The 26,032-nt window shown below is 48.3% G+C and carries 22 protein-coding genes and 1 pseudogene; 11 read left to right on the top strand and 12 right to left on the bottom strand.

The features are described 5' to 3' along the window. Positions 1-99 precede the first annotated feature (99 nt). From glmM to H6A34_RS00725, 7 genes are all read left to right on the top strand, one after another. Positions 100-1,485, top strand: a complete 1,386-nt coding sequence (glmM, locus tag H6A34_RS00755) for a phosphoglucosamine mutase (protein WP_205102843.1) — start codon at positions 100-102, stop codon at positions 1,483-1,485. 337 nt (positions 1,486-1,822) lie between these two features. Beyond that, positions 1,823-3,922: a VapE domain-containing protein gene (locus tag H6A34_RS00750; RefSeq protein ID WP_205102842.1), complete on the top strand. Its 2,100-nt coding sequence runs from the start codon at positions 1,823-1,825 to the stop codon at positions 3,920-3,922. A 397-nt stretch (positions 3,923-4,319) separates the two neighbouring features. Then, positions 4,320-4,481, top strand: coding sequence for a hypothetical protein (locus H6A34_RS00745; RefSeq protein WP_205102840.1), 162 nt, complete (start codon positions 4,320-4,322; stop codon positions 4,479-4,481). 72 nt (positions 4,482-4,553) lie between these two features. Beyond that, positions 4,554-5,045, top strand: coding sequence for a very short patch repair endonuclease (locus H6A34_RS00740; RefSeq protein WP_205102838.1), 492 nt, complete (start codon positions 4,554-4,556; stop codon positions 5,043-5,045). Between the two features lie 158 nt (positions 5,046-5,203). Next, positions 5,204-5,356 carry a hypothetical protein gene (locus H6A34_RS00735; RefSeq protein WP_205102836.1) on the top strand — a complete coding sequence of 51 codons (153 nt, stop codon included), beginning with the start codon at positions 5,204-5,206 and terminating at the stop codon, positions 5,354-5,356. 3 nt (positions 5,357-5,359) lie between these two features. Next, positions 5,360-6,097 (top strand): HNH endonuclease, encoded by a 738-nt coding sequence (locus H6A34_RS00730; protein WP_205102834.1) that lies wholly within the window; start codon positions 5,360-5,362, stop codon positions 6,095-6,097. A gap of 28 nt (positions 6,098-6,125) precedes the next feature. After that, positions 6,126-6,443, top strand: coding sequence for a heavy metal-binding domain-containing protein (locus H6A34_RS00725; RefSeq protein WP_021948367.1), 318 nt, complete (start codon positions 6,126-6,128; stop codon positions 6,441-6,443). A 67-nt stretch (positions 6,444-6,510) separates the two neighbouring features. On the opposite strand, the gene H6A34_RS00720 is transcribed toward H6A34_RS00725, so the two are convergent. The 4 genes from H6A34_RS00720 to H6A34_RS00705 form a co-directional block, all read right to left on the bottom strand. Then, entirely contained in the window at positions 6,511-7,017 is a 507-nt protein-coding gene (locus tag H6A34_RS00720) for a hypothetical protein (RefSeq protein WP_205102832.1), read from the bottom strand. Positions 7,018-7,119: 102 nt separating this feature from the next. Continuing rightward, entirely contained in the window at positions 7,120-8,034 is a 915-nt protein-coding gene (gene queG, locus H6A34_RS00715; RefSeq protein WP_205102830.1) for a tRNA epoxyqueuosine(34) reductase QueG, read from the bottom strand. Then, complete coding sequence (locus H6A34_RS00710; protein ID WP_205102828.1) at positions 8,012-8,623, bottom strand: polysaccharide deacetylase family protein; 612 nt, start codon at positions 8,621-8,623, stop codon at positions 8,012-8,014. Before H6A34_RS00710 ends, queG begins: the two co-directional genes overlap by 23 nt. A gap of 161 nt (positions 8,624-8,784) precedes the next feature. Next, positions 8,785-12,111: a protein O-mannosyl-transferase family gene (locus H6A34_RS00705; protein WP_205102826.1), complete on the bottom strand. Its 3,327-nt coding sequence runs from the start codon at positions 12,109-12,111 to the stop codon at positions 8,785-8,787. Positions 12,112-12,616: 505 nt separating this feature from the next. On the opposite strand from H6A34_RS00705, the gene H6A34_RS00700 reads away from it, so the two are divergent. Then, entirely contained in the window at positions 12,617-13,432 is an 816-nt protein-coding gene (locus tag H6A34_RS00700; protein ID WP_205102825.1) for an MBL fold metallo-hydrolase, read from the top strand. Between the two features lie 427 nt (positions 13,433-13,859). On the opposite strand, the gene H6A34_RS00695 is transcribed toward H6A34_RS00700, so the two are convergent. From H6A34_RS00695 to H6A34_RS00665, 7 genes are all read right to left on the bottom strand, one after another. Beyond that, positions 13,860-14,111, bottom strand: coding sequence for a hypothetical protein (locus H6A34_RS00695; protein WP_205102823.1), 252 nt, complete (start codon positions 14,109-14,111; stop codon positions 13,860-13,862). 171 nt (positions 14,112-14,282) lie between these two features. Further along, complete coding sequence (locus H6A34_RS00690; RefSeq protein WP_021948684.1) at positions 14,283-14,735, bottom strand: YqaA family protein; 453 nt, start codon at positions 14,733-14,735, stop codon at positions 14,283-14,285. Next, positions 14,723-15,688, bottom strand: a complete 966-nt coding sequence (locus H6A34_RS00685) for a hypothetical protein (RefSeq protein ID WP_205102821.1) — start codon at positions 15,686-15,688, stop codon at positions 14,723-14,725. Before H6A34_RS00685 ends, H6A34_RS00690 begins: the two co-directional genes overlap by 13 nt. A 105-nt stretch (positions 15,689-15,793) precedes the next feature. Next, complete coding sequence (gene purD / locus H6A34_RS00680) at positions 15,794-17,062, bottom strand: phosphoribosylamine--glycine ligase (RefSeq protein ID WP_205102819.1); 1,269 nt, start codon at positions 17,060-17,062, stop codon at positions 15,794-15,796. Positions 17,063-17,101: 39 nt separating this feature from the next. Beyond that, positions 17,102-19,315, bottom strand: coding sequence for a S9 family peptidase (locus H6A34_RS00675; protein WP_205102861.1), 2,214 nt, complete (start codon positions 19,313-19,315; stop codon positions 17,102-17,104). Then, on the bottom strand, positions 19,305-20,771 hold the full coding sequence (locus H6A34_RS00670; protein WP_021948688.1) for a THUMP domain-containing class I SAM-dependent RNA methyltransferase: 1,467 nt from the start codon (positions 20,769-20,771) through the stop codon (positions 19,305-19,307). Before H6A34_RS00670 ends, H6A34_RS00675 begins: the two co-directional genes overlap by 11 nt. A gap of 150 nt (positions 20,772-20,921) precedes the next feature. Continuing rightward, complete coding sequence (locus H6A34_RS00665) at positions 20,922-21,827, bottom strand: serine O-acetyltransferase (RefSeq protein ID WP_205102817.1); 906 nt, start codon at positions 21,825-21,827, stop codon at positions 20,922-20,924. Between the two features lie 439 nt (positions 21,828-22,266). Between H6A34_RS00665 and H6A34_RS00660 the strand changes: the two genes are divergently transcribed. The 3 genes and pseudogenes from H6A34_RS00660 to H6A34_RS00650 all read left to right on the top strand — a co-directional run bounded on the left by H6A34_RS00660 (position 22,267) and on the right by H6A34_RS00650 (position 24,181). Further along, complete coding sequence (locus H6A34_RS00660) at positions 22,267-23,133, top strand: mechanosensitive ion channel family protein (protein ID WP_205102815.1); 867 nt, start codon at positions 22,267-22,269, stop codon at positions 23,131-23,133. A 13-nt stretch (positions 23,134-23,146) separates the two neighbouring features. Next, positions 23,147-23,587, top strand: a pseudogene (locus tag H6A34_RS14860) (GNAT family N-acetyltransferase); the annotation flags it as partial. A 12-nt stretch (positions 23,588-23,599) separates the two neighbouring features. Then, positions 23,600-24,181, top strand: a complete 582-nt coding sequence (locus H6A34_RS00650; RefSeq protein ID WP_205102859.1) for a GNAT family N-acetyltransferase — start codon at positions 23,600-23,602, stop codon at positions 24,179-24,181. Between the two features lie 62 nt (positions 24,182-24,243). Here the strand turns inward: H6A34_RS00650 and pncB are convergent, their stop codons facing one another. Beyond that, positions 24,244-25,449, bottom strand: a complete 1,206-nt coding sequence (gene pncB, locus H6A34_RS00645; RefSeq protein WP_021947110.1) for a nicotinate phosphoribosyltransferase — start codon at positions 25,447-25,449, stop codon at positions 24,244-24,246. Positions 25,450-26,032 lie beyond the last annotated feature (583 nt).

Genomic DNA, 26,032 nt, shown 5'->3' with positions numbered 1-26,032 from the left:
CTTAATTCTTAACTCTTAATTCTTAACTCTTAATTCTTAACTCTTAATTCTTAACTCTTAATTCTTAACTCTTAATTTTTAACTCTTAATTCTCATATTATGACATTAATAAAATCAATATCTGGTATTCGTGGTACAATTGGCGGACATACTGGTGACACGCTTAATCCGCTTGACATAGTTAAGTTTACCACTGCCTATGCCATGTTCATTCGTAAGCAGGGTGGGGCAGGCTGCAGGGGGAAGATTGTTGTAGGCCGTGATGCACGTATTTCCGGCGACATGGTGCGCAATGTTGTTTGCGGTACGCTTATGGGCGTTGGTTTTGACGTGCTTGATATCGGTCTTGCCACTACTCCGACTACCGAACTTGCCGTTACAATGTCTGGGGCAGACGGTGGTATAATAATTACGGCCAGCCATAACCCGCGCCAGTGGAATGCTCTCAAGTTGTTGAATAATAAAGGTGAATTTCTCAGCAAGGCAGACGGTAACGAAGTGCTTGCCATAGCCGAAAAAGAAAGCTTTATATACGCAGATGTTGACACTCTCGGCAAGTACGAGCTTGACGAAACATATAACCGCAAGCATATCGATGCGGTTCTGGCTTTGCCGCTGGTTGACGTTGAGGCTGTGCGGAATGCGCGCTTCCGAGTATGCGTAGATACGGTAAACAGTGTAGGCGGAGTTATTTTGCCGGATCTGTTAAAGGATCTTGGAGTTGAGTATGAGGTCTTAAACGGAACTCCCGATGGTAATTTCGCCCATAATCCAGAACCTCTTGAGAAGAATCTCGGCGGCATAATGGAACGGATGCGTGGAGGTGGATTCGACCTCGGTATCGTAGTTGACCCGGACGTTGACCGTCTTGCTTTTATCTGTGAGGACGGCCGTATGTTCGGCGAGGAATATACGCTTGTGTCTGTTGCCGATTATGTGCTCAGCCATACCCCGGGCAATACGGTAAGTAACCTCAGCAGTACGCGTGCCCTGCGTGACGTGACCGAACGTTATGGCGGAAAGTACACGGCCGCTGCCGTTGGCGAAGTGAACGTTACTACCAAGATGAAGGAAGTGGGCGCCGTGATTGGCGGCGAAGGCAATGGCGGTGTTATTTATCCCGAATGCCATTATGGCCGCGACGCGCTTGTCGGCATAGCATTATTCCTCTCGTCATTGGCGCATAAAGGGTGTAAGGTGAGCGAATTGCGTGCCACATACCCCAATTATTTTATAGCGAAAAACCGTATTGACCTTACTCCCTCGACCGACATCGACGCGATACTTGTGAAGGTAAAGGATATGTACGCCGATCAGCAGGTGAACGATATCGACGGCGTTAAGATAGATTTCCCAGATAAGTGGGTTCATCTTCGTAAGTCAAACACCGAACCTATTATCCGTGTATATAGCGAGGCTAAAACGATGGAAGAGGCCGATGCGCTCGGCAAACAGATAATGAAGGTTGTCGAGGAGATGATGTAAGTTTTTTATATTTTATGGATATCCTCATAATGCCGGATGTCATTATTCCAATCTAAATCAACAAGGCAAACCGTCATTTCGTGCTTGACTCGGAGTGACGGTTTGTTTTGTCTGTTTAATCCTTTAATATTGTCATTGTCGTTGGCATAATGCGGACATTCATATTCTTTTCAAGCAAAATATTTTTGATTGTCATTCACTCTTAAAATATACCGCATTTTATATTGCGTTCGTTCTTTTACGGTAAGTTCATGTTTTATACTTTTGCCAAATTAAGTGAGGCGATAACCGGCAAACCTGTATCTCCTTGTGTGGTAACTATTTAAGAACTAAGAACATGAAAGTAAGCGTATTCAAGAATTTTCTTAACGGCGAGCGCATTACGGCTTGCGGTGTAGATGAGTTGGTGAGTATTATCCGTGACGGTGATTATGCAGATGCAATATCCGACTACCGGTGCGCGTCGCCGCGGATGTTGTCTGTCGGGCGTGGCGGAGAGGCGCGTCAGTGGGCTGTCGATACGGCGGATAACCGCATTCCGCGCCTGTGTTTCGCCTCCGAATACCGTCGCCAGGGTGGCGTGCGGCGTTTGGTGGGGCGTAATGGACTTGTATTACTTGAGATAGACAACCTTGCCGACTTCCCAACGGCTGTATCCCTGCGTAACGAGGCTGCGCGTCAGCCGTTTACGATGATGGCCTTTGTCGGTGCCAACGGCCGTTCTGTAGAGGTTGTGTGCCGTGTGGTGGCGCATGATGGAGTGTCTGATTCTGACGCAACCGCATACGTTCGGATGATGACTGAAGGCGTGCGTCGCCTGCATTATGTCTATTCGTCGCAGTTGGGAGTCAACATGCACGTGCAGGTTCAGGCGGACGATACGATGTGCCTGATGAGCGCCGATGCAGGTGTATATTACGCCCCTGGGGCAGTGGCGTTCACTGTTGACCTGTCAAAGCCTGTGGCGGCATATCGTGCGGCCGATGTCCGGGACGTTGACGAGTCGCCCTTGCCGGGTAAGTCGCATGACGAGGCATACCGTTACATCTTCTATTCGTGTTGGGACAGCGTGCTTGATTCAGGATTAAGTCTTGACGATGCCCTCTTTGAGGAGAGGGCGATATCCTTGCTCGCCCGTTATTGCCGCCACTCTGGATTGCCACAGCAGATGTGTGTCGACCGTGCCATGACGCTCGACCTTATCAACCGTGACGGCGAGCTCATTACGTTGCTTTTCAACCAGGCCTACGGCAACAATCTTGTTCACGCAAATCCAACGGCGTACGTCCCTTTGCCGGCGCTCACGGCGATGAAGACCGACCACTTCATGCGTAAACGTTTCCGTTTGCGCCGCAACGTGTTGACCGGCGTTACCCAGTACAAGCCACTCGGAGCTTACGACACATACTATCGCCCCGTGACTCAGGAGGTTATCAACGCCATTGCGACTATGGCCCAGCGTGAGGGCATACGTGTGTGGGCGCGCGACATCAAGGAGCGTGTCAACTCCGAACTGGTTGAGCCGTATGACCCCGTTAACGATTATATCGCCTCGCTTCCGGAGTGGGACGGACGCGACCGCCTCAAGGCTTTTGCCGCTCGTGTGCCTACTGACAATCCTTATTGGACAGAGTTCTTCTCAGTGTGGATGCGCTCAATGGTGGCTCACTGGATGGGGCTCGACAGCAACCATGGCAACGCCCTTGTGCCATTGCTCATCGGGCGGCAGGGTTGCGGCAAGACGTCGTTTACAAAAATAATCCTGCCGGAGTCATTACAGCCGTACCAGAACGACCGTATAGACTTCAAGAACGACAACGCCGTAATGCTTGGCCTGTCGAGCTTCGCCCTTATCAACATCGACGAGTTCGACCGTTATTCTGCCCGTCGCCAACCGTTAATGAAATATCTGTTCTCAAAAGGCGACGTTACCGCCATAAAGGCTTACGGCCGCACGTTTACAACCGAGCGGCGTTATGCCAGCTTCATCGGCACCACCAACAGTCCTTGTCCGCTGACAGATCCTACCGGTAGCCGCCGCTTTATCTGCGCCAACATAACGGGTGATATTGACTTCACATCGCCCGTAGCCTACGACCAGCTTTATGCCCAACTCGTCGGCGAGATACGCCACGGCTACGCATACTATCTTGACACCACGGCAGAACTCCGCCTGATGGAGTATAACCGCCGTTTCTTGCGTCATAACAACATTGACGAGGTTCTTCAGTCGATGTTCCGCCAGCCCGAGGAGGGCGAGGCCGCGCAAGAGCTGACGGCATCAGAGATAGCGGCGGTTGTATGCGGAGAGTGTCCTGACATTCCGCCGTCAAGAGTTACCGCCGTGGAGATAGGCCGCAGGTTGAAGGCATGCGGATATAAAGGACGCCACACCGAGCATGGAACCTGCTATATGATAAAAAGAATAAAAGTTTAGAGCATATCTGTCAGCCGTCAGTTGCGTCCGTATCATACTGAAAATAAATCATTTACAGGCTGACAGATATCTCCGCTAAAGTGTCGGGCAGTGTCAGCGATGAGTCTTGATATAGCCATGCTGACGCATAGCCTGACACGGGCTGACGGTAATGCCGTAAATTACTGTCAGCCGATAAAATCCTGAAAATGAATAAGATAAGTGCATAACTGACGGATGACAGAGAAACTCAAGTCAATTGTCAATCAGTAAAACGCCCCTTCTTTGTCTTATGATTAACGGTCTTTCATGTTGTAAAAGACCACGTTTTACCTCCTAAAAGGTGGCTTTTCAGAAATCGCTTTGGCGTTGCTGTAGTGTTAAAATATATGAATGCAAAATTAAAAACGCCGTGCCTTTGGCTGACTATAATCATAGTAATGCTTATATTTGCATTCATGATTTGGGTTGTAATATTTATCCTTTGTTTACTTTATGTCATATCGGTGCTGAGATGGTGGTCGTTGCTGCTTATCCCTCTATTTGCGATAGCGGTAATTATCAATCTATTCAGGAGTAAAAAGCGACGTAGGTAAAAATGAACTCAGATTTTAGCGGTGTTGCGTGTTGTGTTGTTTAAATATTTTCGGGAATGGAGAAAATCTCAAAAGAGAAGCGTAGTAAGATTATGTCGGCTATCCGTTCAAGGAATACCAAGCCTGAGATGATTGTACGCAAATACTTGTTTGCGCATGGTTTCAGGTATCGGATAAACCATCCACGCCTGCCGGGACATCCCGACATCGTGCTCCGTAAATATCGAACCTGCATATTCGTGAACGGCTGCTTTTGGCACGGGCATGACTGCCAGAAAGGCCATTTGCCTAAAACGAGACAGGAGTTTTGGACTGAAAAGATAAATCGTAACAAACAACGTGACAAGGAAGAACAACGTAAATTGGCCGATATGGGCTGGCACTGCATTACCGTATGGGAATGCGAATTGTCATCCGCAAGGCGTGAGTCAACACTCAAGTCTCTTGAATTTACACTTAACCATATATACCTTGAAGATCACACAGTGCATTATAAACCGATAGAAGATGATAATTACGGCATGGCGGCGGAACCGGACATCCATTAAAAAGTTTAGGCAAATATTTATGTATCCTATGTTTTTTGTAAGACTAAATGTTGATAAATAGGAATCATGCATATATGTTGATTCTATTTGTGTAAATAAAATATGTTTTTTACAATTTATGCTAGTTTGTTTAAAAATTATAGTAAATTCGCGTAGTTATGAATGAAAGAAAAATATATGAAGCATTGAGTTCTGCATATTCATTGATTAATGATGAATATGATTCAGTTTGTGATGATGATTTGCTTCAAGAATATGATGTAGTTTTACGTTTATTATGTGAGGCAATGGATGAATTGGATAAACATTAGATTATGGTTCGTGATTTTGATTCATTACAATCGCTTTTTTATCATTATATGATAACAGAAGGTGGTTTAGCAAAGAAAACCAGTTGTGATTATATTTCTAGGCTAAAATATCTCACTGATGTATGTGGATACAAATTAGATTCAGATATGACATCTGAGTTAATAGATGAAATAATGAATCTTGAGGAAGTTTCTCGTTTAAAGCGTGAAAAGTATTCAACGAAACATGCAATGGGTGATTTTCGTGCAGGATTAAACAAGTTTTTAGCTTTTTTAAAATCAGATTATTGTAAAAAATATGAAGATAGTGTACTAGCGGAAATTAATGCAATTAAAAATAATACAGATTTACTTAAAACGGAAAAAGAAGCCATTGTTTTATCGAGAATTGGGCAAGGTGAGTTTCGTAAACGTTTGATAGATTATTGGCACGGATGTGCCGTATCTTCATGTCGATTTATTAGTATATTGGTCGCTTCGCATATAAAACCATGGCGTGATTCGGATAATGAAGAAAGACTGGACGTTTATAACGGCCTTTTGCTTTTACCAAATTATGATAAGTTGTTTGATTTAGGTTACATGACTTTTGATTTAAATGGTAATGCTGTTTTTTCGAGACTTATATCAAAGTCTGATATTCAAATTTTAAGATTAAATACAAGATTACGTTTAATAAATATTGAAAGTTCACACAAGAAGTATTTAAAATATCATAATGAGAATTGTTTTATTGAGTAATATTTAGTTTAACTTAATCTAATTAAACATGCTATTATCAACAACACCAACTATTGATGGGCGCCGCATTCTTGAATACAAGGGCGTGGTGACGGGAGAGACTATTGTCGGCGCTAACGTGCTGAAGGATTTTATGGCGGGATTGCGTGACTTTTTCGGCGGTCGTAGCGGTACATACGAGAAAGTGTTGCGTGACGCGAAAGAGTCTGCCATGCGCGAGATGGAAGAACGTGCTGCAGAACTTGGAGCCAATGCCGTTGTGGGCATTGACCTTGACTATGAGACGGTAGGGCAGGGCGGTTCTATGCTGATGGTGACATGCAGCGGAACGGCGGTGGTACTTTAAAATTAAGAATTAAGAGTTAAGAATTAAGAAAATATGCAATAGGTCTATTTCTCTTAATTCTTAACTCTTAATTCTTAACTTTTAACTCTTCCTTACCCAATTCGTAAGCTCTTGTTGCCATGCGGTTGATAATGCTTTCGGCTTTGTCGATGTCTATTTCTCCGAGTGACGGTGCACGGGTATAAGACTTTACGTGGTCTTCTTGTGTCTCGATGCAGCCTGCAAGCAGATTGGTGAAGTTACGTTTGTATTCCTCAACCATTACATTATATAGTTCGTCGGTGCGGCACGCAAAGCGTACGAGATCCATGTCTGTAGTCTCGGGAGTTATGAAATCCTTGATTAACAGTTCTACTTCGTCAGCCTCGTAGTTCATGCGGGATATTGCATAAAATGCTTCTTGATTGAAATGTTGGGATATATGTTCGTAATGGTTAAGCATCACATGCTTGATGTTTTTAGGCTCGAAACGCTCCTGTATGTCAATATCCGTCTGTGTCTCAAGTATTCCTGTGACATAGTATTTGAAGAAAGCCCTTACAAGCGCGGCTATGGCAATGTCTTTTCCTATCATTCTAATTATGAATTAAGAGTTAAGAATTAAGAAAGTATGTTTTGTTGGCAAAGTTACGTTATATTATTTATTTGCAAGGCATTTTTTCTTAATTCTTAACTCTTAATTCTTAATTATACACTTGATGTTCCTTATGAGTCCTTCATATTTAGCCCTTTTCACGGCACTACCTTTGAACAGTTTTCGGTATTGTTCTATTGTCAGGTTTTTCCAGTCGGTACGTGTCATGCCGAGCAATTCGTTTTTGGGTTGCAGCTGGGGTGTATTGTTCGGGGCTGCAAATCTGTTCCATGGACAGGCATTTTGACAACGGTCACATCCGTACATCATGTCTCCCATGCATGCTGAAATGTCTGGTGGAATCTCGCCGCGGTTTTCTATTGTCTGGTATGACAGGCAGCGTGATGAACAAAACATTCCGTCGCGGCGTAATGCGCCTGTGGGGCAGGCGTCAATGCAGGCGTGGCATGTGCCGCAGCGTGATTTTACCGGATGGTCATATTCGAGTTCTATATCGAGGAAGAGCTCACCGAGGAAGAACATGCTGCCGGCTTTAGGAATTATAAGTTGATGGTTGCGCCCAATCCAGCCCAATCCGGCACGCTCGGCCCAATACCGTTCGAGCACGGGCGCCGTGTCGCAGAAAGCGCGATATGTGGTGACACCGAGGCGTGAAGCGAGGGTATGCAAGCGCTTTTTTACGATGTCATGGTAGTCCAAGCCTAGAGCATATGCCGCGATTTGCAGTTCTCCTTGCGGCATTCTTGTTGCTGGCGCGTAGTTTAGTGCCACGCATACTATGCTTTTTACGCCAGGCATTAGTATCCGTGGATCAAGACGTTTATCTACGTTGTGCGCCATATAATCCATATCGGCATAGCCCTTGGAGTCAAGCCACCGGCGGAATACATCACCGTTTAAGCTGTCAACCGGTTCGGCCTTTGCCACTCCGCAAGTAGAAAAGCCGAGAGCATTTGCCTCGGCCTTTATCTGTTCACTCGAAAGTCTTGAATTCATACCCTTGTTCTTTCATCCACTTCAGTGCTTCCGGCAAGGCGTAGCGTAGCTTGTCTATGCTTTTAAGCGAATCATGAAACGTTATGATTGACCCGTTACGTGTGTATCTCTTTACGTTCTTGAGCACGTCTTCGGCCGTCAGCCATTTGCTGTAGTCACGGGTGACAAGGTCCCACATTACGATTCGGTATTTCCTGCCGAGCCAAATGTACTGGTCAATACGCATCCATCCGTGTGGCGGGCGGAACAAGTGCGAATGTATAAGTTGGTTAGCCTTTTCTGCGTTCTCGCTGTATGCTTTTGTAGTATGTTTAAATCCTCCCCAATGGTTGAACGTATGATTGCCTACCTGGTGGCCGGCAGCGACGATTTGCCTGAACAAATCCGGATATTTCCGTACATTGTCGCCCACCATGAAGAATGTTGCGTGGGCGCCATATTCAGCGAGAGTTTCAAGAATGAATGGCGTAGATTCTGGTATCGGGCCGTCGTCAAATGTCAGATACACGGCTTTCTCGGTTTTGTCCATACGCCATGTTGCCCGCGGGTAAAGCCAGCGTAGCCATTTTGCAGGCTGCTCTATAATCATTTCCTATTTCCGGTAATAATATATAAGGAAGAAGTCGCGGAGCATGAAAATGCCTCTTATTATCTTTTCCTTAGAGTTTATTATTGTTCAAGTATTAAAATGAGTGAGGAAAGAAGCCGTATCTAAATTAATACGGCTTCCCTCCTTACTCTTTATAAAACTTATTGTGGTAATACTCCACCTTTGGCGTGGAATGCGGACACGTCGGCATTCAACTGAGCTTCAAGTTTTTTCGCAAGTGCCTTGTCGAACATTTCTGCCGTGTCAACGCACATGCTCATGACGTAAATATGCATCATGCAATCTTGTTGTGCCTGTGTGAATCGGCCTCCTTTCAGCGAGTTGTACCATATCATGTACTGATGGGCGTTTTCAAAGGCTGCTTTTGTATATTCAGCCGCTTTCGCCTTATTGCCGATGTAGGCGTATGCCTTGGCTATGTCAATACCGCCACTGAGGTAGTTGACCGGCACGTTATACGTCGGCAATACCTTTTCTGCATAAGCGAGAACTTTTGCAGCCTTGTCGTTCTTCCGTTCGGCAATGAGCGTAAGTGCAAGTTGTGCAAAGAGACGCCTGTGTGTATAGCACATGCGCATTACCGTCTCGTCAAGATATATGCCTTTCTTGTCTACTCCGCCGAATTTAAATCGGGTCATCATGTTCTGGTAAACGCGTTCTGAGTCGAAGTTCTTTGCTCCGGCAACATTGGTCGTGAACGGAGTAATACGGTTAGCCAGGCCTTCCAGGACAAAGTTGTCGCCGAGATTCATGTAATTATCCGAACCGACAGTCGACGCAACATATACCGGACGTGTCCAGTTACATTGTGCGATTATTTCAAGCATCATCAGGTCATTCTTGTAAAGAGCGTTCTTGCCTTTAAGCGAAATGACCATGCGGTCGGGTATTGAGTCGGCAGCCATCATCATGCCGCTCTTCTTTACGGCCTCCTTGTCGATGGTGATATAGAGTGTGTCCGTAGGTATGAAATGATATTCTTGATCTTTAGAGCGAACCCAATGTTTCATGATGTTCTTCACCTCAAACGGATTATCGCCGAAGGTAGCTTTGGCCTCGTTGGGGTTGGTCTTGTAGAAATTGAGTATCTGTTGTTTTGCCTCTGGCACAACTTCTATATAGTCGTTGGTTCCCGAGCAGTAGTCAAGTCGTGGCCATGTTATCGGAACAGAGGGAGAGTCGTATGCCTCGCGGCACATCTGGTCGATATACCAGTCTGTCGCTAAATAGCTTAGGTTGCATACTCGCGCATCAGTCCTTACGCCTTCAACATCTTGGTTATACCATAGCGGGAAGGTGTCGTTGTCACCGTTGGTGAATATTATCGGGTTACCCTTGTCCTGCATTGACATGAGGTAGTTCTGTCCGAAGTCGCGGCATACGTAGCGTCCACTGCGGTCATGGTCGTCCCATGTCTGGCTTGCCATTTGAATGGGTACGAGCAGACAGAGCACTGCGACTGCGCTTGCAAGTACGGTGTCGTTAATCTTTACGTATCTCTTCAGCAGGTCGATTATTGCAGCCACGCCTATGCCGCACCAGATGGCGAATGCGTAGAACGAGCCGGCGTACGCATAGTCACGTTCGCGAGGTTGCATAGGTGTCTGGTTGAGGTACAGAACGATGGCGAGACCGGTCATGAAGAAAAGGAAGAATACAACCCAGAATTGGCGTATGCCACGCTGTCCTCGGTAAGCTTGCCAGAATAGGCCGAGCAGACCGAGCAATAGAGGCAGGCCGTAGAACACGTTGTGTCCCTTGTTGTTCTTCAAGTCGTCTGGCAGTTTGCTTTGATCGCCCAGTCGTAGGTTGTCAAACCATGAGATACCTGTAATCCAGTTGCCGTGTTCAGGTTCGCCGTTGCCCTGAATGTCGTTCTGGCGTCCGGCAAAGTTCCACATGAAATAGCGCCAGTACATGAAGTTGCACTGGTAAGACAAGAAGAATTTAAGGTTCTCGAGCATTGTCGGCATTTTAACCGTTACAGGTTCTCCGCAACGGTCGTAAGGAATCTGCGTGCCTTTTACTCCGCCCATCCAGCTCTCATAAGATTCGGCATGGCCGGCGTCCCACATGCGGGGGAACAGCATGTTTTGTGCGTAAACATAGTCACGCTTGCGGCTTACTATGAAGTAAGAGTCTTTCTCGTCGGGCGAGGCTTTTTCTTTACGCTGGTATATCGGTGCGCCATATTTCATGCGTGGGCGGCACATGCCGTCCTCGATGTCAAGTTTCACTTGCGACGTGTATGCCTGTCCGTAGACCAGCGGATTGTCTCCGTACTGATCGCGGCTAAGGTATGTGCCGAGTGTGAAAATATCTTCTGGCGAGTTCTGGTCCATGGGCGGGTTGGCCGACGAACGTATTACGATGACGGCATAGCTTGAATAGCCAATCATCAGCATAAGCATGCACAGCAATGTAGTGTTCTTTATGCGTGCGCTTACAAGTGCCCGCCTTGCTTTGCCTGTGCCGATCATGCGGTTGACTACAAACCACAGTATGGCCAGCACCACCACTCCGATAAAGAATGCTGACCATCCGTATCCGTAGAAAGGTACGCCGAGCATGGCAACCGAGAGTACGAAAGATACGTTGCTGCGTTTGAAGCTCTTGCCTGTATAACTTTCGTAGATGGCCCATATCACAGTGGCGACGAGCAGTATGATGTAGATTATGACTCCTGTGTTGAACGGACATCCGAGCGTATTGACGAAGAACAGCTCGAACCATCCGCCTACAGTCACAATGCCCGGTACTACGCCGTAAAGTATGGCGGCGATGAGCACGAACGATATGAGCAGGGCTATGAGCGAGCCTTTTAGGTTGGCGTTGGGGAACTTGCGGTAATAGAACACAAGCACGATGGCCGATACGCAGAGAAGGTTGAGCAGGTGTACGCCGATACTCAGTCCTGTCATATACATTATCAATATAAGCCAGCGGTCGCTGTGCGGCTCGTCAGCATGGTCTTCCCATTTGAGTATCAGCCAGAACACAACAGCCGTAAACGCTGAAGAATAGGCGTATACTTCGCCCTCGACGGCGCTGAACCAGAAAGTGTCGCTGAACGTATATATCAATGCTCCTACCAGTCCGCTCGCCTCGATGGCTATCATCTTGCCTGTCGTGAGCGCGCTCCAGTCTTTCATTATCAGTTTGCGCGTCAGGTGTGTTATGGTCCAGAAGAGGAACAATATACACGTCGCGCTCAGTAATGCGCTCATGGTGTTTACCATTCGGGCAACCTGTGTCGGGTCGCTTGCGAAGTGCGAGAAAAGGTTTGCCGTGAGCATGAAGAACGGGGCTCCTGGCGGATGGCCTATTTCTAACTTATAACCTGTTGTAATGAATTCTGGACAGTCCCAAAAACTGGCTGTCGGCTCAATGGTGCTGCAATATACGAAGGCCGCGATGAAAAAGGCAACCCAGCCCAGGATATTGTCAACCAACTTAAATTGTTTCATTCAATTATGTGTGATATTAATTGTTAATCGCTCTTGTTTCCTGCTCAATCTAAGCGTCGTGATTATTATCAAGTTGCAAAGATACAAACTTTGTGATTTGTATCGGTTGTTTTTTTATATTTTAACGCTTAAATCAATGGGAAACGGGTGATGGATGAAACCGAGCAGATTGGTGTTTGCTGTTTAGTTGCAGGCATGCTGTCTGCCGGTTGTTGGACAAGTCTTTTGTAAAAGGCCGTCAATTGCGTTGCGAAAGGCCGTATTTTGCTGCCTGATTGACGGCCTTTTAGCTTGCAAAAAGCCGTCTTTTGGAAAATAGCATGATGTGTTGTTGAAGAAAAGTTTTTGATTATTCGTCGTTGTGCCGTAATCAGTTGTATGCCAGTTGGTTACATATTATGCGATATTTTGCGCAAGTTCAGTAACCCGGTCGGTGCGTAAATGATGCTATTTTTCGTCATATGCCTTTACTGGTTTCCGCCTTTTTGAGTACCTTTGCGGACAGATGGATAGCGGTAGGATAATAATGCTCGGCACGGGTGAGGCAACAGCCACCCGGTGTTACAACACCTGCTTTGTCGTTGAGGCAGGGGGAGCACGGCTGTTGGTGGACGCTGGCGGCGGCAACGGCATATTGACACAATTGGAGAAGGCGCGTGTAGGCATTAATGACATTCATGATATGTTCGTGACGCATGCACATACGGACCATGTTCTTGGCGCTGTATGGGTGGTCAGGATGATTGCCCACCGTATTATTGACGGCCTGTACGATGGGATTTTTAATGTCTACGGTCATGACAAGGTGCTGGGCGTGCTCGACTGGATATGCCGTAACACCCTGCCCGGCCCTTATCTTGCATGTCTGGGCAATACGATATTCCTTCATGAGTTACGTGATGGCGACGGATTTTGCGTAGGGAATATCGGCGTTGAGGTTTTTGACGTGCATTCTACAAAGGAGAAACAGTTTGGTTTCCGTGCCATATTGCCGGGTGGCGTAAGCCTCGTTTGCCTCGGCGACGAACCTTATAACGATACGGAGGGCAAGTATGCCGAGGGTGCTGACTGGCTTATGGCCGAGGCGTTCTGCCTGTATGCCGACCGCGAACGGTTCAGGCCGTACGCTAAATGCCACAGTACGGCGCTCGACGCAGGCAAAAGCGCCGGACGGCTGAACGTGAAGAATCTCGTTGTCTACCATACGGAGGACACTAACCTGCTGGAGCGTAAGGCCAGATATACCGAAGAAGTACGGCGCAATTTCAACGGAACGGTGTATGTTCCGGATGATTTGGAGGTGATAGATATTGTCGGTTAGGTAATGTCGGGCCCGAAACAGTCATGCGTCTTTTTGCTGTGTCGTTTCTCGTGCAAGCGCAAGTTTGGTCTTGCAAATATCCTTTTTGCCGTGTGGAACGACGTAAATCGTGACTTTTATTTGATGTTTGTCGTGGCGGTTTAAAGCCTGCCTGCCTGTCAGGCGGGGCAGTATAAATGTTATAAGCAACGCCGCCAACGGTGAGATGAAGGCATGGTTTAACAGCGACAGCCTCGGTATAATGCAGGTTATGGCAGTTCTGAGCCGGCGTAATATTGTTATATGTTCTTTATTCCGCATGGCGGATTTATACGGACTAAAGGCCTTTCGCATTGTCGTTTGCCGTCTTTTAGCTTCCGTTTTGCGGCCTTTTACAATGCGAAGGGCCACCTTTTGCATTGGTGCGTGCCTCTGATGGCGTCAGCGGTCAATAGTCATAGTCCTCCCTGTCGTCATCGTGGTCGTACTCATGGTCGTGATAGCAGTCGTTCCACGACGTGTCGTGCCGCTCGCAATACCCGTAGTTGTTGTCGTTGTTACAGTCATTGTAGTCTGTTTCAACGCTTTCGCCTGGCACAACCCTGCTTGAGTTGAGTTTCGACAGCATGGCGTACATGGCGTTGCGGCGTTGCTCCATGGCCAGGTATGCTTGGCCTTTTGAACTTTTCTTGTTTTTCATGTTGTTGGCGTTTTATGGTTTGTCATCGTCTATTATTTGGAGCGAAAATACTCCGTTATGGCGACAAAACATGACGTCGGGCAAAAAAATACGTACTTTACATGCTTTTTCTGCGGTTGCACTCTAACCTGTCTGTGCAATACACGTGGATGTGCATGTCACGTGCTGGCGCTATACAAAGATGTCTACGCCAAGCGCCAGTAGGGCGTAGCGGGCAAATTTGCCGATGGTTACGCTGACGGTTGTCAGTATGACATTGGCGCGCATAAGTCCCAATACTATGGTTATGCCTTCGCCGATTACCGGCAGGAAGGCGAAGAATCCCATCCACGCTCCGCGTCCGGCGAGGAAGCGCTGTGCGCGGTCAAGCTCTTTTTTCTTTACGTGCAGGTATTTTTCAATCCAGTCGATACGCCCCAATGAGCCAATCCAATAGTTGAACATGCTGCCGAGCGTGTTGCCAATGGTGCCGTAGGCAACGAGTTGCCATGGGTCAAGTCCGGCCGCCAGGAGGCCGAGCATTACCAGTTCGCTGCTGAGAGGAAAGATACTGCCGGCAAGAAAGGCGGATATGAACATGCCGATGTATCCGTAGTCGGTTAGTATTTCAATCAGAGACTCCATGGACTAAGGTTGTTTGCCTGTGGTACGTAATTGCAGATAAAGTTGAAGGCCGTAGCTGCCAATGCCGCCAGCGCAAGCACGCAGAAGGCAATGTTGGTGACCTTTGTATGGGTAAGGGCGATGAAGTGCGCGGCCAATACCACGGAGTTAATCATCAGTATGCCTGTAAGAATCTCTGCGTACTGCGGTTGCAGGGCAATGAATACGGTGGTGAATGCCGTCATGACTATGACAAACTCGTAAATCATGCGCGTTCGTATCTTGTCCATATAACTGTTGCGCAGGAAATGTATTGTACCAATGACGGCCATAAGGAGTATGAAGCCCAACGGTACTGCGACTTCCGGTTCGAGCAGTCTTGCCGCCTGCTCAAGCGGGACGTTCCATATCGGCACGTTCAGGTGTGATGTAATGTTATTGAAGTCGCCCGTTATGGCATAGTATCCGGCGAGAAACCAATACGGTGCCGTAAGCCCTATTATCGACGCCCAGAAGTTGCGCCCGCTGAATGCCATGAGGTTTGTGCCTGTCAATATCCACATCACGGGCACGAAGAACAATGCCTGCGGGAATATTATGTTGGCAATGCCTATGCAGGTGAACGCGTAGAACATGCGTCCTTGCGCCCTCTTGTCCTGGTAACAGCTGAACAGCAGAAGGTATGCAACGATGAAACATAACTGTACGGCGAGCACGTTGATTGAGCCTATGGCCGGTGCGGCCATAGTGCCGAGCACGAGAAATGCGCACGATACCATCCTGCTGTACACACGAATCAGTGCGTTGCGGTTGTTGAGCTCGACCATCAGGTATGTTGACACCGAAAACATGGCAAGCTCGATGTACTCCCTGCAGCCTGTGGCGCACAACATAAGCCACGTCGCCAAAGCATATACGGCGGTAACCGGCAATGCGAAGCGGCTCTCTGCTATCCTGTTCTGTAGTCTTTTCATGCATTTATTAAATTAAGAATTAAGAGTTAAGAATTAAGAAAAGAAAGTTTCGCGATTGCCGACAAAGCTGTTTTTCTTAATTCTTAACTCTTAATTCTTAATTTTCTAAAGGTCTTTTCCGATGTCGCTTCGGAAGTATTTATCGGTGAATTTGATTTTCTGTGCCTCCTTGAATGATTTGGCCAGAGCTTCGTCCTTGTCTTTTCCGTATGAACTAACGGCAATGACACGGCCTCCGGCGGTGACAGTCTGGCCGTCTTTAATGGCTGTGCCGGAGTGGAATACAATACTGCCTTCAACGTCGTTGATACCGGTTATGGGGTAGCCCTTGGCGTATTTCTCCGGGTATCCTCCGCTTACGAGCATTACGCAGACGGCGGCGCGCGGGTCAAATTCTATTTCGCGCTTGTCGAGATCGCCGTTGGCAACCCCTTCAAACAGGTCGACAATGTCACTCTTGAGGCGCAGCATGACGCTTTCAGTCTCAGGGTCGCCCATGCGGCAGTTATATTCTATGACCATCGGGTCGCCCTCTACGTTGATAAGTCCGAAGAAAATGAAGCCTTTGTAGTCGAGTCCTTCTTCGGCAAGTCCTTCTACGGTAGGACGGATTATACGGTCTTCAACTTTCTGCATCCACTCTTTTGTGGCAAACGGTACAGGCGTTACGCTGCCCATTCCGCCCGTGTTGAGCCCCGTGTCGTGCTCGCCGATACGCTTATAGTCCTTTGCTTCCGGCAAGATTTTGTAGTTCCTACCGTCTGTAAGCACGAACACAGAGCATTCAATGCCACTAAGGAATTCCTCGATGACAACGTTTGCCGATGCGTTTCCGAACATACCACCCAGCATTTCGCGTAATTCTTTCTTAGCTTCTTCAAGAGTCGGTACGATAAGCACTCCCTTGCCTGCACACAGACCGTCGGCCTTAAGTACATAAGGCGGCTGCAGTGTTTCGAGGAAACGCAGTCCTTCGTCAAGCGTATTGCCGTTGAACGTCTTGTATTTTGCCGTCGGAATGTTGTGGCGTTGCATGAATCCCTTGGCAAAGTCTTTTGAGCCTTCAAGCTGCGCGCCGAGCTTTGACGGCCCGATAACGGGTATTCCGGTCGTACGCTTGTCAGCTTTGAAGTCATCATAAATGCCTTTGACCAGTGGATCTTCGGGACCGACTACGACCATATCTACACCGTTGGCAACGGCAAAGTCTTTTAACCGCTCGAAATCGTCAGCCTTTATTTCTACATTTTCGCCAGCCTCCGCCGTTCCTGCGTTTCCAGGTGCTATGTATAACTTGTCCACTTTAGGGCTCTGTGCAATCTTCCATGCCAACGCATGTTCGCGTCCTCCGCTTCCCAATAGTAATATTTTCATAATCTTAAAGCTAAGTAGTCTTTTTATTTATTTTTTTTCTTACTTCAGGTAATCCTCGAAATATTGCGTAATCCTTTCGTGCAGATGGACGCTTTGGTGTCCCATCATATTGTGTCCTTCGCCAGGATATACGTAGAAGTCAGGTTGTGTGCCTACTTCATTGCATTTCTTTATGAACGAGAGGGCATGTTGCGGTACAACAGTCGGGTCATCCGTGCCAATGATAATCTGCAATTTGCCTTTTAAGTTCTTTGCCTTGTTGATGAGGCTTGTCTCGGCGTAGCCTTCCGGATTAGCCTGCGGCGTGTCCATATAGCGCTCGCCGTACATCACCTCGTACCACTTCCAGTCTATAACAGGGCCTCCGGCAACACCAACCTTGAATACATCTGGATAAGTGGTCATTAGCGATGTTGTCATAAATCCACCGAAGCTCCAGCCGTGAACACCCATTCTTGTCGTGTCAACGTAGGCAAGTGACTTCAGGTATTCAACTCCTTTTAACTGGTCTTTCATCTCTTCTACGCCTAAATGACGGAACGTTGCCTGTTCGAAGTCGCGTCCGCGGTCGGATGAACCACGGTTGTCGAGGATGAACAGCAGGTAACCTTTTTGCGCCATGTACGTCTCCCAACTGCGGCTTGCGTAGTGCCAGCGTGCCTCTACGTTGCGTGTGCCGGGACCGCCGTATACATAAACCACGGTAGGATACTTCTTGCCAGGGTTGAATCCGACAGGTTTTACCATACGGTAGTATAAGTCTGTAGTTCCGTCGGCAGCCTTTATCGTGCCGCATGAATATTCAGGGACGTTATATCCGCTCCATGGATCTTCGGCCTTGAAGTAGCTAATGCTCTTGCCCTTTTCAATGTCTATGATGTTAATGTTACGTGGAACGTCCGGTTCTGAATAACTGTCATACATATATCTGCCGGTGGATGACAGGGCAGGGGCACGGTGTCCACCAGGGCCATATGTGCCGGCGTGGCATCCGCGACCGTTGTCGAGCAGGGTGCGTTCGCCTGTTTCGATGTTGACTTTGTAGATGTTGTTTTGTATCGGATTGCTTTCTGTAGACAAAATCAGTACTTCATTTGGTTCTGAAGCGAATCCGATAAGGTCCAGCACAACCCATTTGCCGCTTGTGATTTGCTTCAACTGTTCGCCGTTTGTATTGAACAGGTACAAGTGGTTATATCCATCCTTCTCACTTTGAAGTATGAACTTGTCCGCATCCCACGGCAAGAAGGTTATCGGATTGACTGGATGAACGTATTTGTCGTGGTGCTCTTTATACAAGGTTGACAGTTTTTCGCCTGTGTTTGCGTCGTAACTTACCAGTTCCATGTCGGTTTGGTCACGGTTAAGTTCGATCATATATATGCGTTCGCCGGTTGGACTCCACGCGATGTTTGTGAAGTAACGGTCGGTAGGATCGCCAGCTTTCAGGTAAATGGTCTTGCCCGTTTCCAGATCATATACACCTACTGTGACCTTATGACTGGTTTCTCCCGCCATAGGATACTTGGTCGGTATTTCCGTTGCAATGCGCGTGTCGACATTTACGAGAGGGTAATCCGTAACCATGCTCTGGTCCATTCTGTAAAAGGCCAGCTTCATTCCGTCGGGATTCCAGAACGTACCTTTATATATGCCGAACTCGTCGCGGTGTACACTTTGTCCGTAAACTATGTCGTGGCTTCCGTCGGTGGTTAATTGACGGGTCTTGCCCTCAGCGTCGGTAACGTACAGATTGTCATCCTTTACGAATGCTACCGCACGTGAAGCAGGATTCCACTCCTCATGAGTTTCACCTTCGGTGTTTTGTCTCCATACTGTTTTTTTCGCCTTGAAGTCAATGAGCAGCCGTTCGCCTTTCCTGTTTACAAGCACCAATGTTTTGTCCGGATAGGGGAAAGAAGCGTAAAACATATGGTATATTTTGGCGCTGTCGGCCGTTGTTCCGGCCCATTTGTTGATATCGTCAACGGTGAAGAGCGGCTTCTCCTTGCCTGTCTTCTTGTCTACAATGCTGCATTCCTCTACGTCAAGGCGTACAAGCTGGTCGCCCCACCACGTTAGATACCTGTTCTTGGGTGTCATGTTGTGGTAGTTGTTTCCGCCGAAGTTAAGGTCTTCTAACGTAAACTCTTTCTGCTGGGCGCTGGCGGTCATGATGGATAACATTGTTAACAGCGCCATAACGCATAGTGAGGCGCCACGATTAAATATCTTAAAACCTTTATTCTTCATAACGTCTTCCTTTTTTCCCGAAGTCTTTTCTGTCTTTGCCTCCTCTTGAAGGTTTGCTTCCGCGGCGGTCATATCCACCCTTGCGGTCTTCAAACGAGCGGCGTTCACGGTCGGCACGTCGGCGTTCCCTACGGTCTTCATCACGGTTGTTGAAATCGAATTTATGGAATTTGAACGTGCGGATGTCACCCTCTTCGTTTTCCTCTTCAGCTGCATCGAGTCGTTTCTTGAAGTCACGGTTCTGCTTGAAGCGGTGTTTTTCGGCCATGGCCTTTTTCTCTTCCTCGGTCTTGAGGATATTGCCTTCGCTGCGGAAATCCTTTAATTTTCCTTCGAAAATCTGGTATTTACGGAACTCGCATTCAAGCGAGCCATTGTAAAGCGGAATCTTGATTGATGGTTTCAAGCCTATCTGGTCGAAACATTCTTCGCGGTAACTTAGTACCCATGCATCATTGTTCTTGAACTGGCGTTTCAACGTTTCGCCTATCATGCGGTACGTTCCGAGCAGGTCTGGTGTGGATATACGTTCACCATAAGGCGGGTTGGTAACCATTATAGCTTTATCAGCAGGTTGCTTAAAGTCTTTAAAGTCGGCCTGTTCTATGGTTATGTCTTTTGTCAGTCCAGCCGCGCGCGCGTTAAGCCGTGCAGTCTGTACGGCTGCCATGTCTACGTCATAGCCGTAGATGTGGTGGCTGAACTCTCGTTCTTGTGAGTCGTCGTTGTAGATATGGTCGAAGAGTTCTGCGTCAAAGTCAGGCCATTTCTCGAACGCGTATTCTTTCCTGAACACTCCGGGTGCCATGTTGCGGGCTATTAATGCAGCCTCGATCAGCAGTGTGCCGGAACCGCACATGGGGTCGATGAAGTCTGTATCCCCTTTCCATCCCGTCATGAGAATCATGCCCGCTGCGAGCACTTCGTTGAGAGGCGCCTCGACAGACTCCTGCCTGTAGCCGCGCCGGTGCAGGCTTTCGCCGCTCGAGTCGAGCGATAGTGTGCAACGGTCTTCGGCAATATGCATGTTAAGGCGTATGTCAGGGTTGGCCACAGATATGTTGGGACGCTGTCCTGTCTTCTCGCGAAACTGGTCCACGATGGCGTCTTTTACTTTGTAAGACACGAATTTTGAGTGCCGGAACTCGTCAGAGAACACCACGGAGTCGACCGCAAAGCTTTTTTTCGAGTCAAGGTATTGGCTCCAGTCTATCTTTTTCACCTCTTCATACACGTCGTCGGCCGACTTTGCCTTGAAGTGTTTGATGGGTTTTATTATCCTTATTGCCGTGTGCAGCTGGAAGTTAGCGCGATACATCATTTCCTTGTTGCCCGTGAACGACACCATCCGTCGTCCTATTTGTACGTTGTTTGCGCCCAGTTGAGTTAGCTCTTGGGCCAAGACGGGCTCCAGACCCATAAATGTCTTGGCGATGAGTTCAAATTCTTGTTCCATTATTTTATTTTGTGATTATTCGTTTTTTTAGTATTGGAGAATTACGGTAAATGTGTATGTGGGTGTATGTACTGCCGTTTGTCGTAAGCGTTCTTAGTCCCTTTTTTGTCTGTCGCGTGTGCGCGGGCCGCCCTGTTACGGCTTGTCTCCTTATTCTTTTACGTTACGTTTTACTTTTTTCGTCATCGGTTCCATGTCTTCCGTAACCCAGATGTTCGCCCCTACAACACATCCTTTGCCTATTGTTATGCGCCCGAGGATAGTCGCGTTGGAGTACACTATCACGTCGTCTTCGAGTATCGGGTGGCGGGGTATGCCCTTGATAGGGTTCCCGTTGTCGTCAAGCGGGAAGCTCTTGGCGCCCAGGGTGACGCCCTGGTATAGCTTGACGTTGTTCCCGATAATGCAGGTCGCGCCAATTACTACGCCCGTGCCGTGGTCAATGGTAAAGTGGTGGCCTATCTGTGCTGCGGGGTGTATGTCTATTCCTGTCTCCGAGTGGGCCATTTCCGTTATGATACGCGGTATTAGCGGCACGCCGAGCAGCACCAGCTCGTGTGCAAGGCGGTAGTTTACCAGAGCCCGTATTACCGGATAGCAGGCTATTATCTCGCTTCTGCTTTCGGCGGCGGGGTCACCGTTGTAGGCGGCCTCAACGTCCGTTGCGAGAATGTCGCGTATGTAGGGCATGCGCTCAATGAGCCTGGCCGCTATCTCTTCGGCCTGCGGCCTGCGGTATAGCGGAGGGCAGTCGGCTTGCGGACATTCGTTGTCCATGAAGCATAGCCCGGCCAGGATCTGGTCGGTCAGCAGCTTGTGCATCCTCTCGATGTCCACACCTATGTGGTATTTGAGGGTTCTGGTGTTTATTGTGGAATTTCCGAAAAAGCCCGGAAAGAGTATTGAGCGCGCCAGTTCGATAATCTCTTTTAGTGCCCTGCCTGAAGGTAACGGGTCGCCGTCGCGGTGCTGGTGGAACAGTTCTTTCAACGACTCTTGCCTTGACAGCCGGTCAATCGTACCGGTTAGTATTTGCGTTAAGTTGTCGGTGCTCATTCGGTTGTGTGTCAATATTGCTTGCAAATTTAATTCATTTATCGTTACGAGCCAAATTTTTTACACTTTTATTAATCATGTCCGTGGCTCTCTGTCGAACAATCCGGTGGCCGCATGTTTTCCTGTATGCGGTAAATCGCACTGCGAAAGGCCGTCTTTTGGATTGTAAAAGGCCGCCTTTCACCGCCCGAAAGACGGCCTTTCGCAATGCCTCTGATTATCAGTGAGTTACAGCCGGGCCAACGGCGGGCCGCCTGTGTGCCTTGAGTCGGCTGCCGATGGGTGTTTACTTGTGTCGGGGTAGGGGCTTTGAGTATGGCCGCGTGCATGCTTCCGGGGTTTTGCCATGTGCCGTATTCCTGCAAAAACACGGCATAGCCCTTGCCGTATGGGAAATAATTGCTAACTTTGTGGCGTAATGGAATAAAGCGTTTTAACGATGGACGAACTGATGAATACTGTGATATTCGGCGTTTCGCTGCGCTGGATAATAGTTTTTTTGATAAAGGGCACGGTCATATACCTCTTCGTGCGGGTGCTGACCGGCGTAACCAAGTACTTTTTCCGCCGTTCACTGAGGCGGCAGGGCAAGCTCATACTTGATGCCACAAAGGTAAGCTTCATGCAGCGGATAGTGGTCACGACGATATATATAATCGGTATTGCAGGCTTCCTTTCGCTCATACCCGGCATGGAGAAGGTAAGCAACTCCATCCTGGCCAGTGCCGGAATAATGGCTATGGCCGTGGGCTTGGCTTCGCAGGACGCCTTGTCCAACATTGTTGGCGGGCTGTTTATAATCTTTTCCCATCCGTTCAAGCTCGGCGACTATATCGAGGTTGACAACGTAATAAAGGGCACGGTGCTGGAGATAACATTGCGGCATACGGTTATACGTGACGCCGAGAACAGGATGATTCTTGTCCCGAACAATAAAATCAACTCGAGTACCATCATCAACTCATCCTACGGTGATACGGCCACTTGCGCTTTCGTAGAGGTAGGCGTGTCGTATACGGTCGACCTTAACCGTGCCATTGATATAATGCGTGACGAGGTTATGAAGCACCCGGGACTGCTTGACCACCGTACGGAGGAAGAAAAAAAGAACGGTGTTCCGCAGGTTGTAGTGCGCGTTACCAACCTCGGCGACTCGGCTATCACATTGAGGGCATACGCCTGGGCGGCTACGTTCGGCGGGGCATTCGCCTTGAAGTGCGACTTGCTGAAGGCCGTAAAGGAACGTTTCGACAAGGAAAACATCGAGATACCTTATCCTTATTATAATATAATCGCCGCGAAGTAACCAAACTGTAGATATGGACATAACTTGCCGCAGGGCTTCGTTGGCCGACGTTGAAGAAATCAAGTCGCTCTTCGCCGATACGATAATGAATGTCAACATTGCCGATTATTCGCCTGAAGAGGCTGCCGACTGGGCTTCGTGCGGCGAGCGTAAGGTGGGATGGAGCGAGCTTGTTAGTCAATTATATTTTATCGTGGCAACTGACGGCGACGGGCGGATAGTCGGTTTTGCGGCCATGACCGATGACGGCTACCTTGACTATATGTTCGTGCACAAGGACTGCCAGGGTTGCGGTGTTGCCTCGTCATTGTTGTCTGTTGTCGAGACCCACGCAAGAAGCCGTGGCATTACGGAGGTAACATCGGACGTAAGCGTAACGGCATTGCCGTTTTTCAGGCACAGAGGTTATGTCGTTGAAAAAGAGCAAAAGGCGAGGGCCTGCAAATTATACCTTACTAATTACAAGATGAGAAAGCAGCTGGAGACAAGCGTCTGCCTGTCAACCGCGCGGCTTGTGCTGAGAAGATGGCGCGAGGACGACGCCGTAGCTCTGTACAAATACGCCAGTCATCCTGATGTCGGGCCGATAGCAGGATGGCCGCCGCATACCTCGGTGGAGCATAGTCGCGAAATAATACGCACCGTCTTCGCCGCTCCTGAAACATACGCCGTAGTGCTAAAGGAGACTGGCGAACCCGTAGGCAGCGTAGGCATAATGTTCGCTGACGGCATGCACAGCGCGGCAATGAAAGCCGGTGAAGCCGAAATCGGATATTGGATAGGCGTGCCCTATTGGGGACAGGGGCTTATTCCTGAAGCTGTGGACTGCCTGCTGCATCGTTGTTTTGCCGACTTAAACCTGTCAGCTGTATGGTGTGGATACTACGACGGCAACCGCCAGTCGCGCCGCGTGATGGAAAAGTGCGGCTTTAAGTTCCATCATACCGAGCCGGAGAAGATGTCTCCGCTCGGTGATATGCGTACGGAGCATTTCATGCGGATGACTCGTGACGAGTGGAAATGCCGTGTTGCGGTAAATGACAAATAACAAAATGGCGGACTGCTGAATCCGGGCAGTCCGCCATTTTGTTATATTCCGGCACGTTATGTTCAGCTGTTGATATTGAGAGCTTGCATAAACCGTTTCACGACTTCGGGCCTTCCCGTGTGTTTGCCCTCGTCTTCGCTCAGCTTGCAGGTCTCGTTGTAAAACGTCCATGATTCCGTTATTTTGGCTGCCACGAGCTTTATCACGATGTTGAGGGGTTTCACTCCGTCGAAGTCGTTGGTAAAGTGGGTTCCTATTCCGAACGATGGCTGGCAGTAATCCTTCGCGAATTGCTGTACTTCTATGGCGCTGTCAGTGTCGAGTGCGTTGCTGAATATCACTTGTTTCGTTCTCGGGTCGATGCCGAACGAGCGGTATTTGTCCACTATGAGCATAAGTTGTTCATAGTTGTCGCCGCTGTCTACGCGCAGGCCCTTGAACAGGTTGGCGAAGTCTTCGGAGAAATTCAGGCTGAAGATATCCCATCCGAAACTGTCGTAGAGGTATGTCCCGAGCGCTCCGCGGAATGTATTTCGCCATGAGTTCATGGCGATGTTGTTGGCCATTTGCGGGCCGTACATGCCGCCAATGGCGCATACAAACTCATGGGCCATGGTGCCGATAGGCAGAAGGTCGTACTTCATGGCGAGGTAGATGTTGCTTGTACCGACAAAGCGCCCCGGCCATTCGCGGCTCATGTTGCAGTCCTTCATGGCCCTGATTACAGTGTCCTCGGCCATGAACGACGCCCGGCGGCGAGTGCCGAAGTCGCTGTATATGCACCCGGCGCCCAACAGCCGTTCGGCCTTACGGTATGTCTTGTCGTAGTAAGCGTCGTAATCGAACAGGCGGTTTTGCCCAGTCATCTCGTAATAAAGGTCGGAGATGATGGCAAGGACCTTTACTTCGAGGAGTATCGTATCAGCCCAGCTGCCTTCGAACTCGACGTGCAGGTGGCCTTCGTCGTCCTGCCACGCCTTGCTCCAATGGCGGTTAAAGCGGTAGCCCTTGAGGTAGTTGTAGAACCATCCGGGTATGAAACTGCACTTGCGGCGCATGAAGTCAATCTCGTCGTCGGTGATTTTCAAGTCCTCGAGCATGGCTATCTGTTCGGTCAAAGCTTCCGCAAAGCCTGCCGGATATACGGTGTTGTCCCTGTCGGTAAAGGTGTATTTCACCTGCGCACGCGGAAAATTGTCGATAACGGCGCAACACATGGTGAACTTGTACAGGTCGTCGTCGGTAAAGTGTTTTATTATCTGTTCCATGACATTATGTCGGCAAAATGGGCACTGCCGGTCTTATTATCGGCGCATGGCATGTCGAAGATTCCGTAAAGCGCGTCTGCCGCAACCCTTCATGCCTATTATTATAAGTGCCAAAGGTAGCAAAAAACGGGCTTGCGGCAAAATGTTTGGCCGTAAAAATTGCTATTTCGGACAGAACCACCTAATCTTCTGCCAAATAAAAGGCCGCCGGATGCAAAGCAAAAGGCCGTCTTTCATCTTGTAAAGGGCCGTCTTTTACGTTCCAATCGGTGGCTTTTTATTTTGTAAGTAAAGTCGCTCGTTCTGCTTAAAGGATATAAAAATATCAGTCCGTCATGGCTGTAACAGTAAGGAGAAACGGTGTGAAAACTTACGGTTTTTGCCTGCCGCGTTAGTGGTATGCTATTGGCTGTCGTCAGATGCGTAATTTCAACCGACTGGATAGCGGCGTTATGGCTATATAAGATTTTCGGTTGTGTAATATCGGAAAAGTCAACTTGAAATGCCTGTTTATATATATTGCGACACAATAAAATGCAAAAAACTACAAAAAAATTTGGATGTGTCAGGAAAAGTTGCTACC

The organism is Marseilla massiliensis, from assembly GCF_016899855.1.
In the GTDB taxonomy this organism is placed as follows: domain Bacteria; phylum Bacteroidota; class Bacteroidia; order Bacteroidales; family Bacteroidaceae; genus Prevotella.
This window is presented reverse-complemented; position numbering and strand designations above follow the sequence as displayed.

Excerpts from the sequence above, each read along its gene's own strand:
- glmM (WP_205102843.1), top strand. The coding sequence starts at position 100 with ATGACATTAATAAAATCAATATCTGGTATTCGTGGTACAATTGGCGGA.
- H6A34_RS00750 (WP_205102842.1), top strand. The coding sequence starts at position 1,823 with ATGAAAGTAAGCGTATTCAAGAATTTTCTTAACGGCGAGCGCATTACG.
- H6A34_RS00740 (WP_205102838.1), top strand. The coding sequence starts at position 4,554 with ATGGAGAAAATCTCAAAAGAGAAGCGTAGTAAGATTATGTCGGCTATC.
- H6A34_RS00735 (WP_205102836.1), top strand. The coding sequence starts at position 5,204 with ATGAATGAAAGAAAAATATATGAAGCATTGAGTTCTGCATATTCATTG.
- H6A34_RS00730 (WP_205102834.1), top strand. The coding sequence starts at position 5,360 with ATGGTTCGTGATTTTGATTCATTACAATCGCTTTTTTATCATTATATG.
- H6A34_RS00725 (WP_021948367.1), top strand. The coding sequence starts at position 6,126 with ATGCTATTATCAACAACACCAACTATTGATGGGCGCCGCATTCTTGAA.
- H6A34_RS00720 (WP_205102832.1), bottom strand. The coding sequence starts at position 7,017 with ATGATAGGAAAAGACATTGCCATAGCCGCGCTTGTAAGGGCTTTCTTC.
- queG (WP_205102830.1), bottom strand. The coding sequence starts at position 8,034 with ATGAATTCAAGACTTTCGAGTGAACAGATAAAGGCCGAGGCAAATGCT.
- H6A34_RS00710 (WP_205102828.1), bottom strand. The coding sequence starts at position 8,623 with ATGATTATAGAGCAGCCTGCAAAATGGCTACGCTGGCTTTACCCGCGG.
- H6A34_RS00705 (WP_205102826.1), bottom strand. The coding sequence starts at position 12,111 with ATGAAACAATTTAAGTTGGTTGACAATATCCTGGGCTGGGTTGCCTTT.
- H6A34_RS00700 (WP_205102825.1), top strand. The coding sequence starts at position 12,617 with ATGGATAGCGGTAGGATAATAATGCTCGGCACGGGTGAGGCAACAGCC.
- H6A34_RS00695 (WP_205102823.1), bottom strand. The coding sequence starts at position 14,111 with ATGAAAAACAAGAAAAGTTCAAAAGGCCAAGCATACCTGGCCATGGAG.
- H6A34_RS00690 (WP_021948684.1), bottom strand. The coding sequence starts at position 14,735 with ATGGAGTCTCTGATTGAAATACTAACCGACTACGGATACATCGGCATG.
- H6A34_RS00685 (WP_205102821.1), bottom strand. The coding sequence starts at position 15,688 with ATGAAAAGACTACAGAACAGGATAGCAGAGAGCCGCTTCGCATTGCCG.
- purD (WP_205102819.1), bottom strand. The coding sequence starts at position 17,062 with ATGAAAATATTACTATTGGGAAGCGGAGGACGCGAACATGCGTTGGCA.
- H6A34_RS00675 (WP_205102861.1), bottom strand. The coding sequence starts at position 19,315 with ATGAAGAATAAAGGTTTTAAGATATTTAATCGTGGCGCCTCACTATGC.
- H6A34_RS00670 (WP_021948688.1), bottom strand. The coding sequence starts at position 20,771 with ATGGAACAAGAATTTGAACTCATCGCCAAGACATTTATGGGTCTGGAG.
- H6A34_RS00665 (WP_205102817.1), bottom strand. The coding sequence starts at position 21,827 with ATGAGCACCGACAACTTAACGCAAATACTAACCGGTACGATTGACCGG.
- H6A34_RS00660 (WP_205102815.1), top strand. The coding sequence starts at position 22,267 with ATGGACGAACTGATGAATACTGTGATATTCGGCGTTTCGCTGCGCTGG.
- H6A34_RS00650 (WP_205102859.1), top strand. The coding sequence starts at position 23,600 with ATGAGAAAGCAGCTGGAGACAAGCGTCTGCCTGTCAACCGCGCGGCTT.
- pncB (WP_021947110.1), bottom strand. The coding sequence starts at position 25,449 with ATGGAACAGATAATAAAACACTTTACCGACGACGACCTGTACAAGTTC.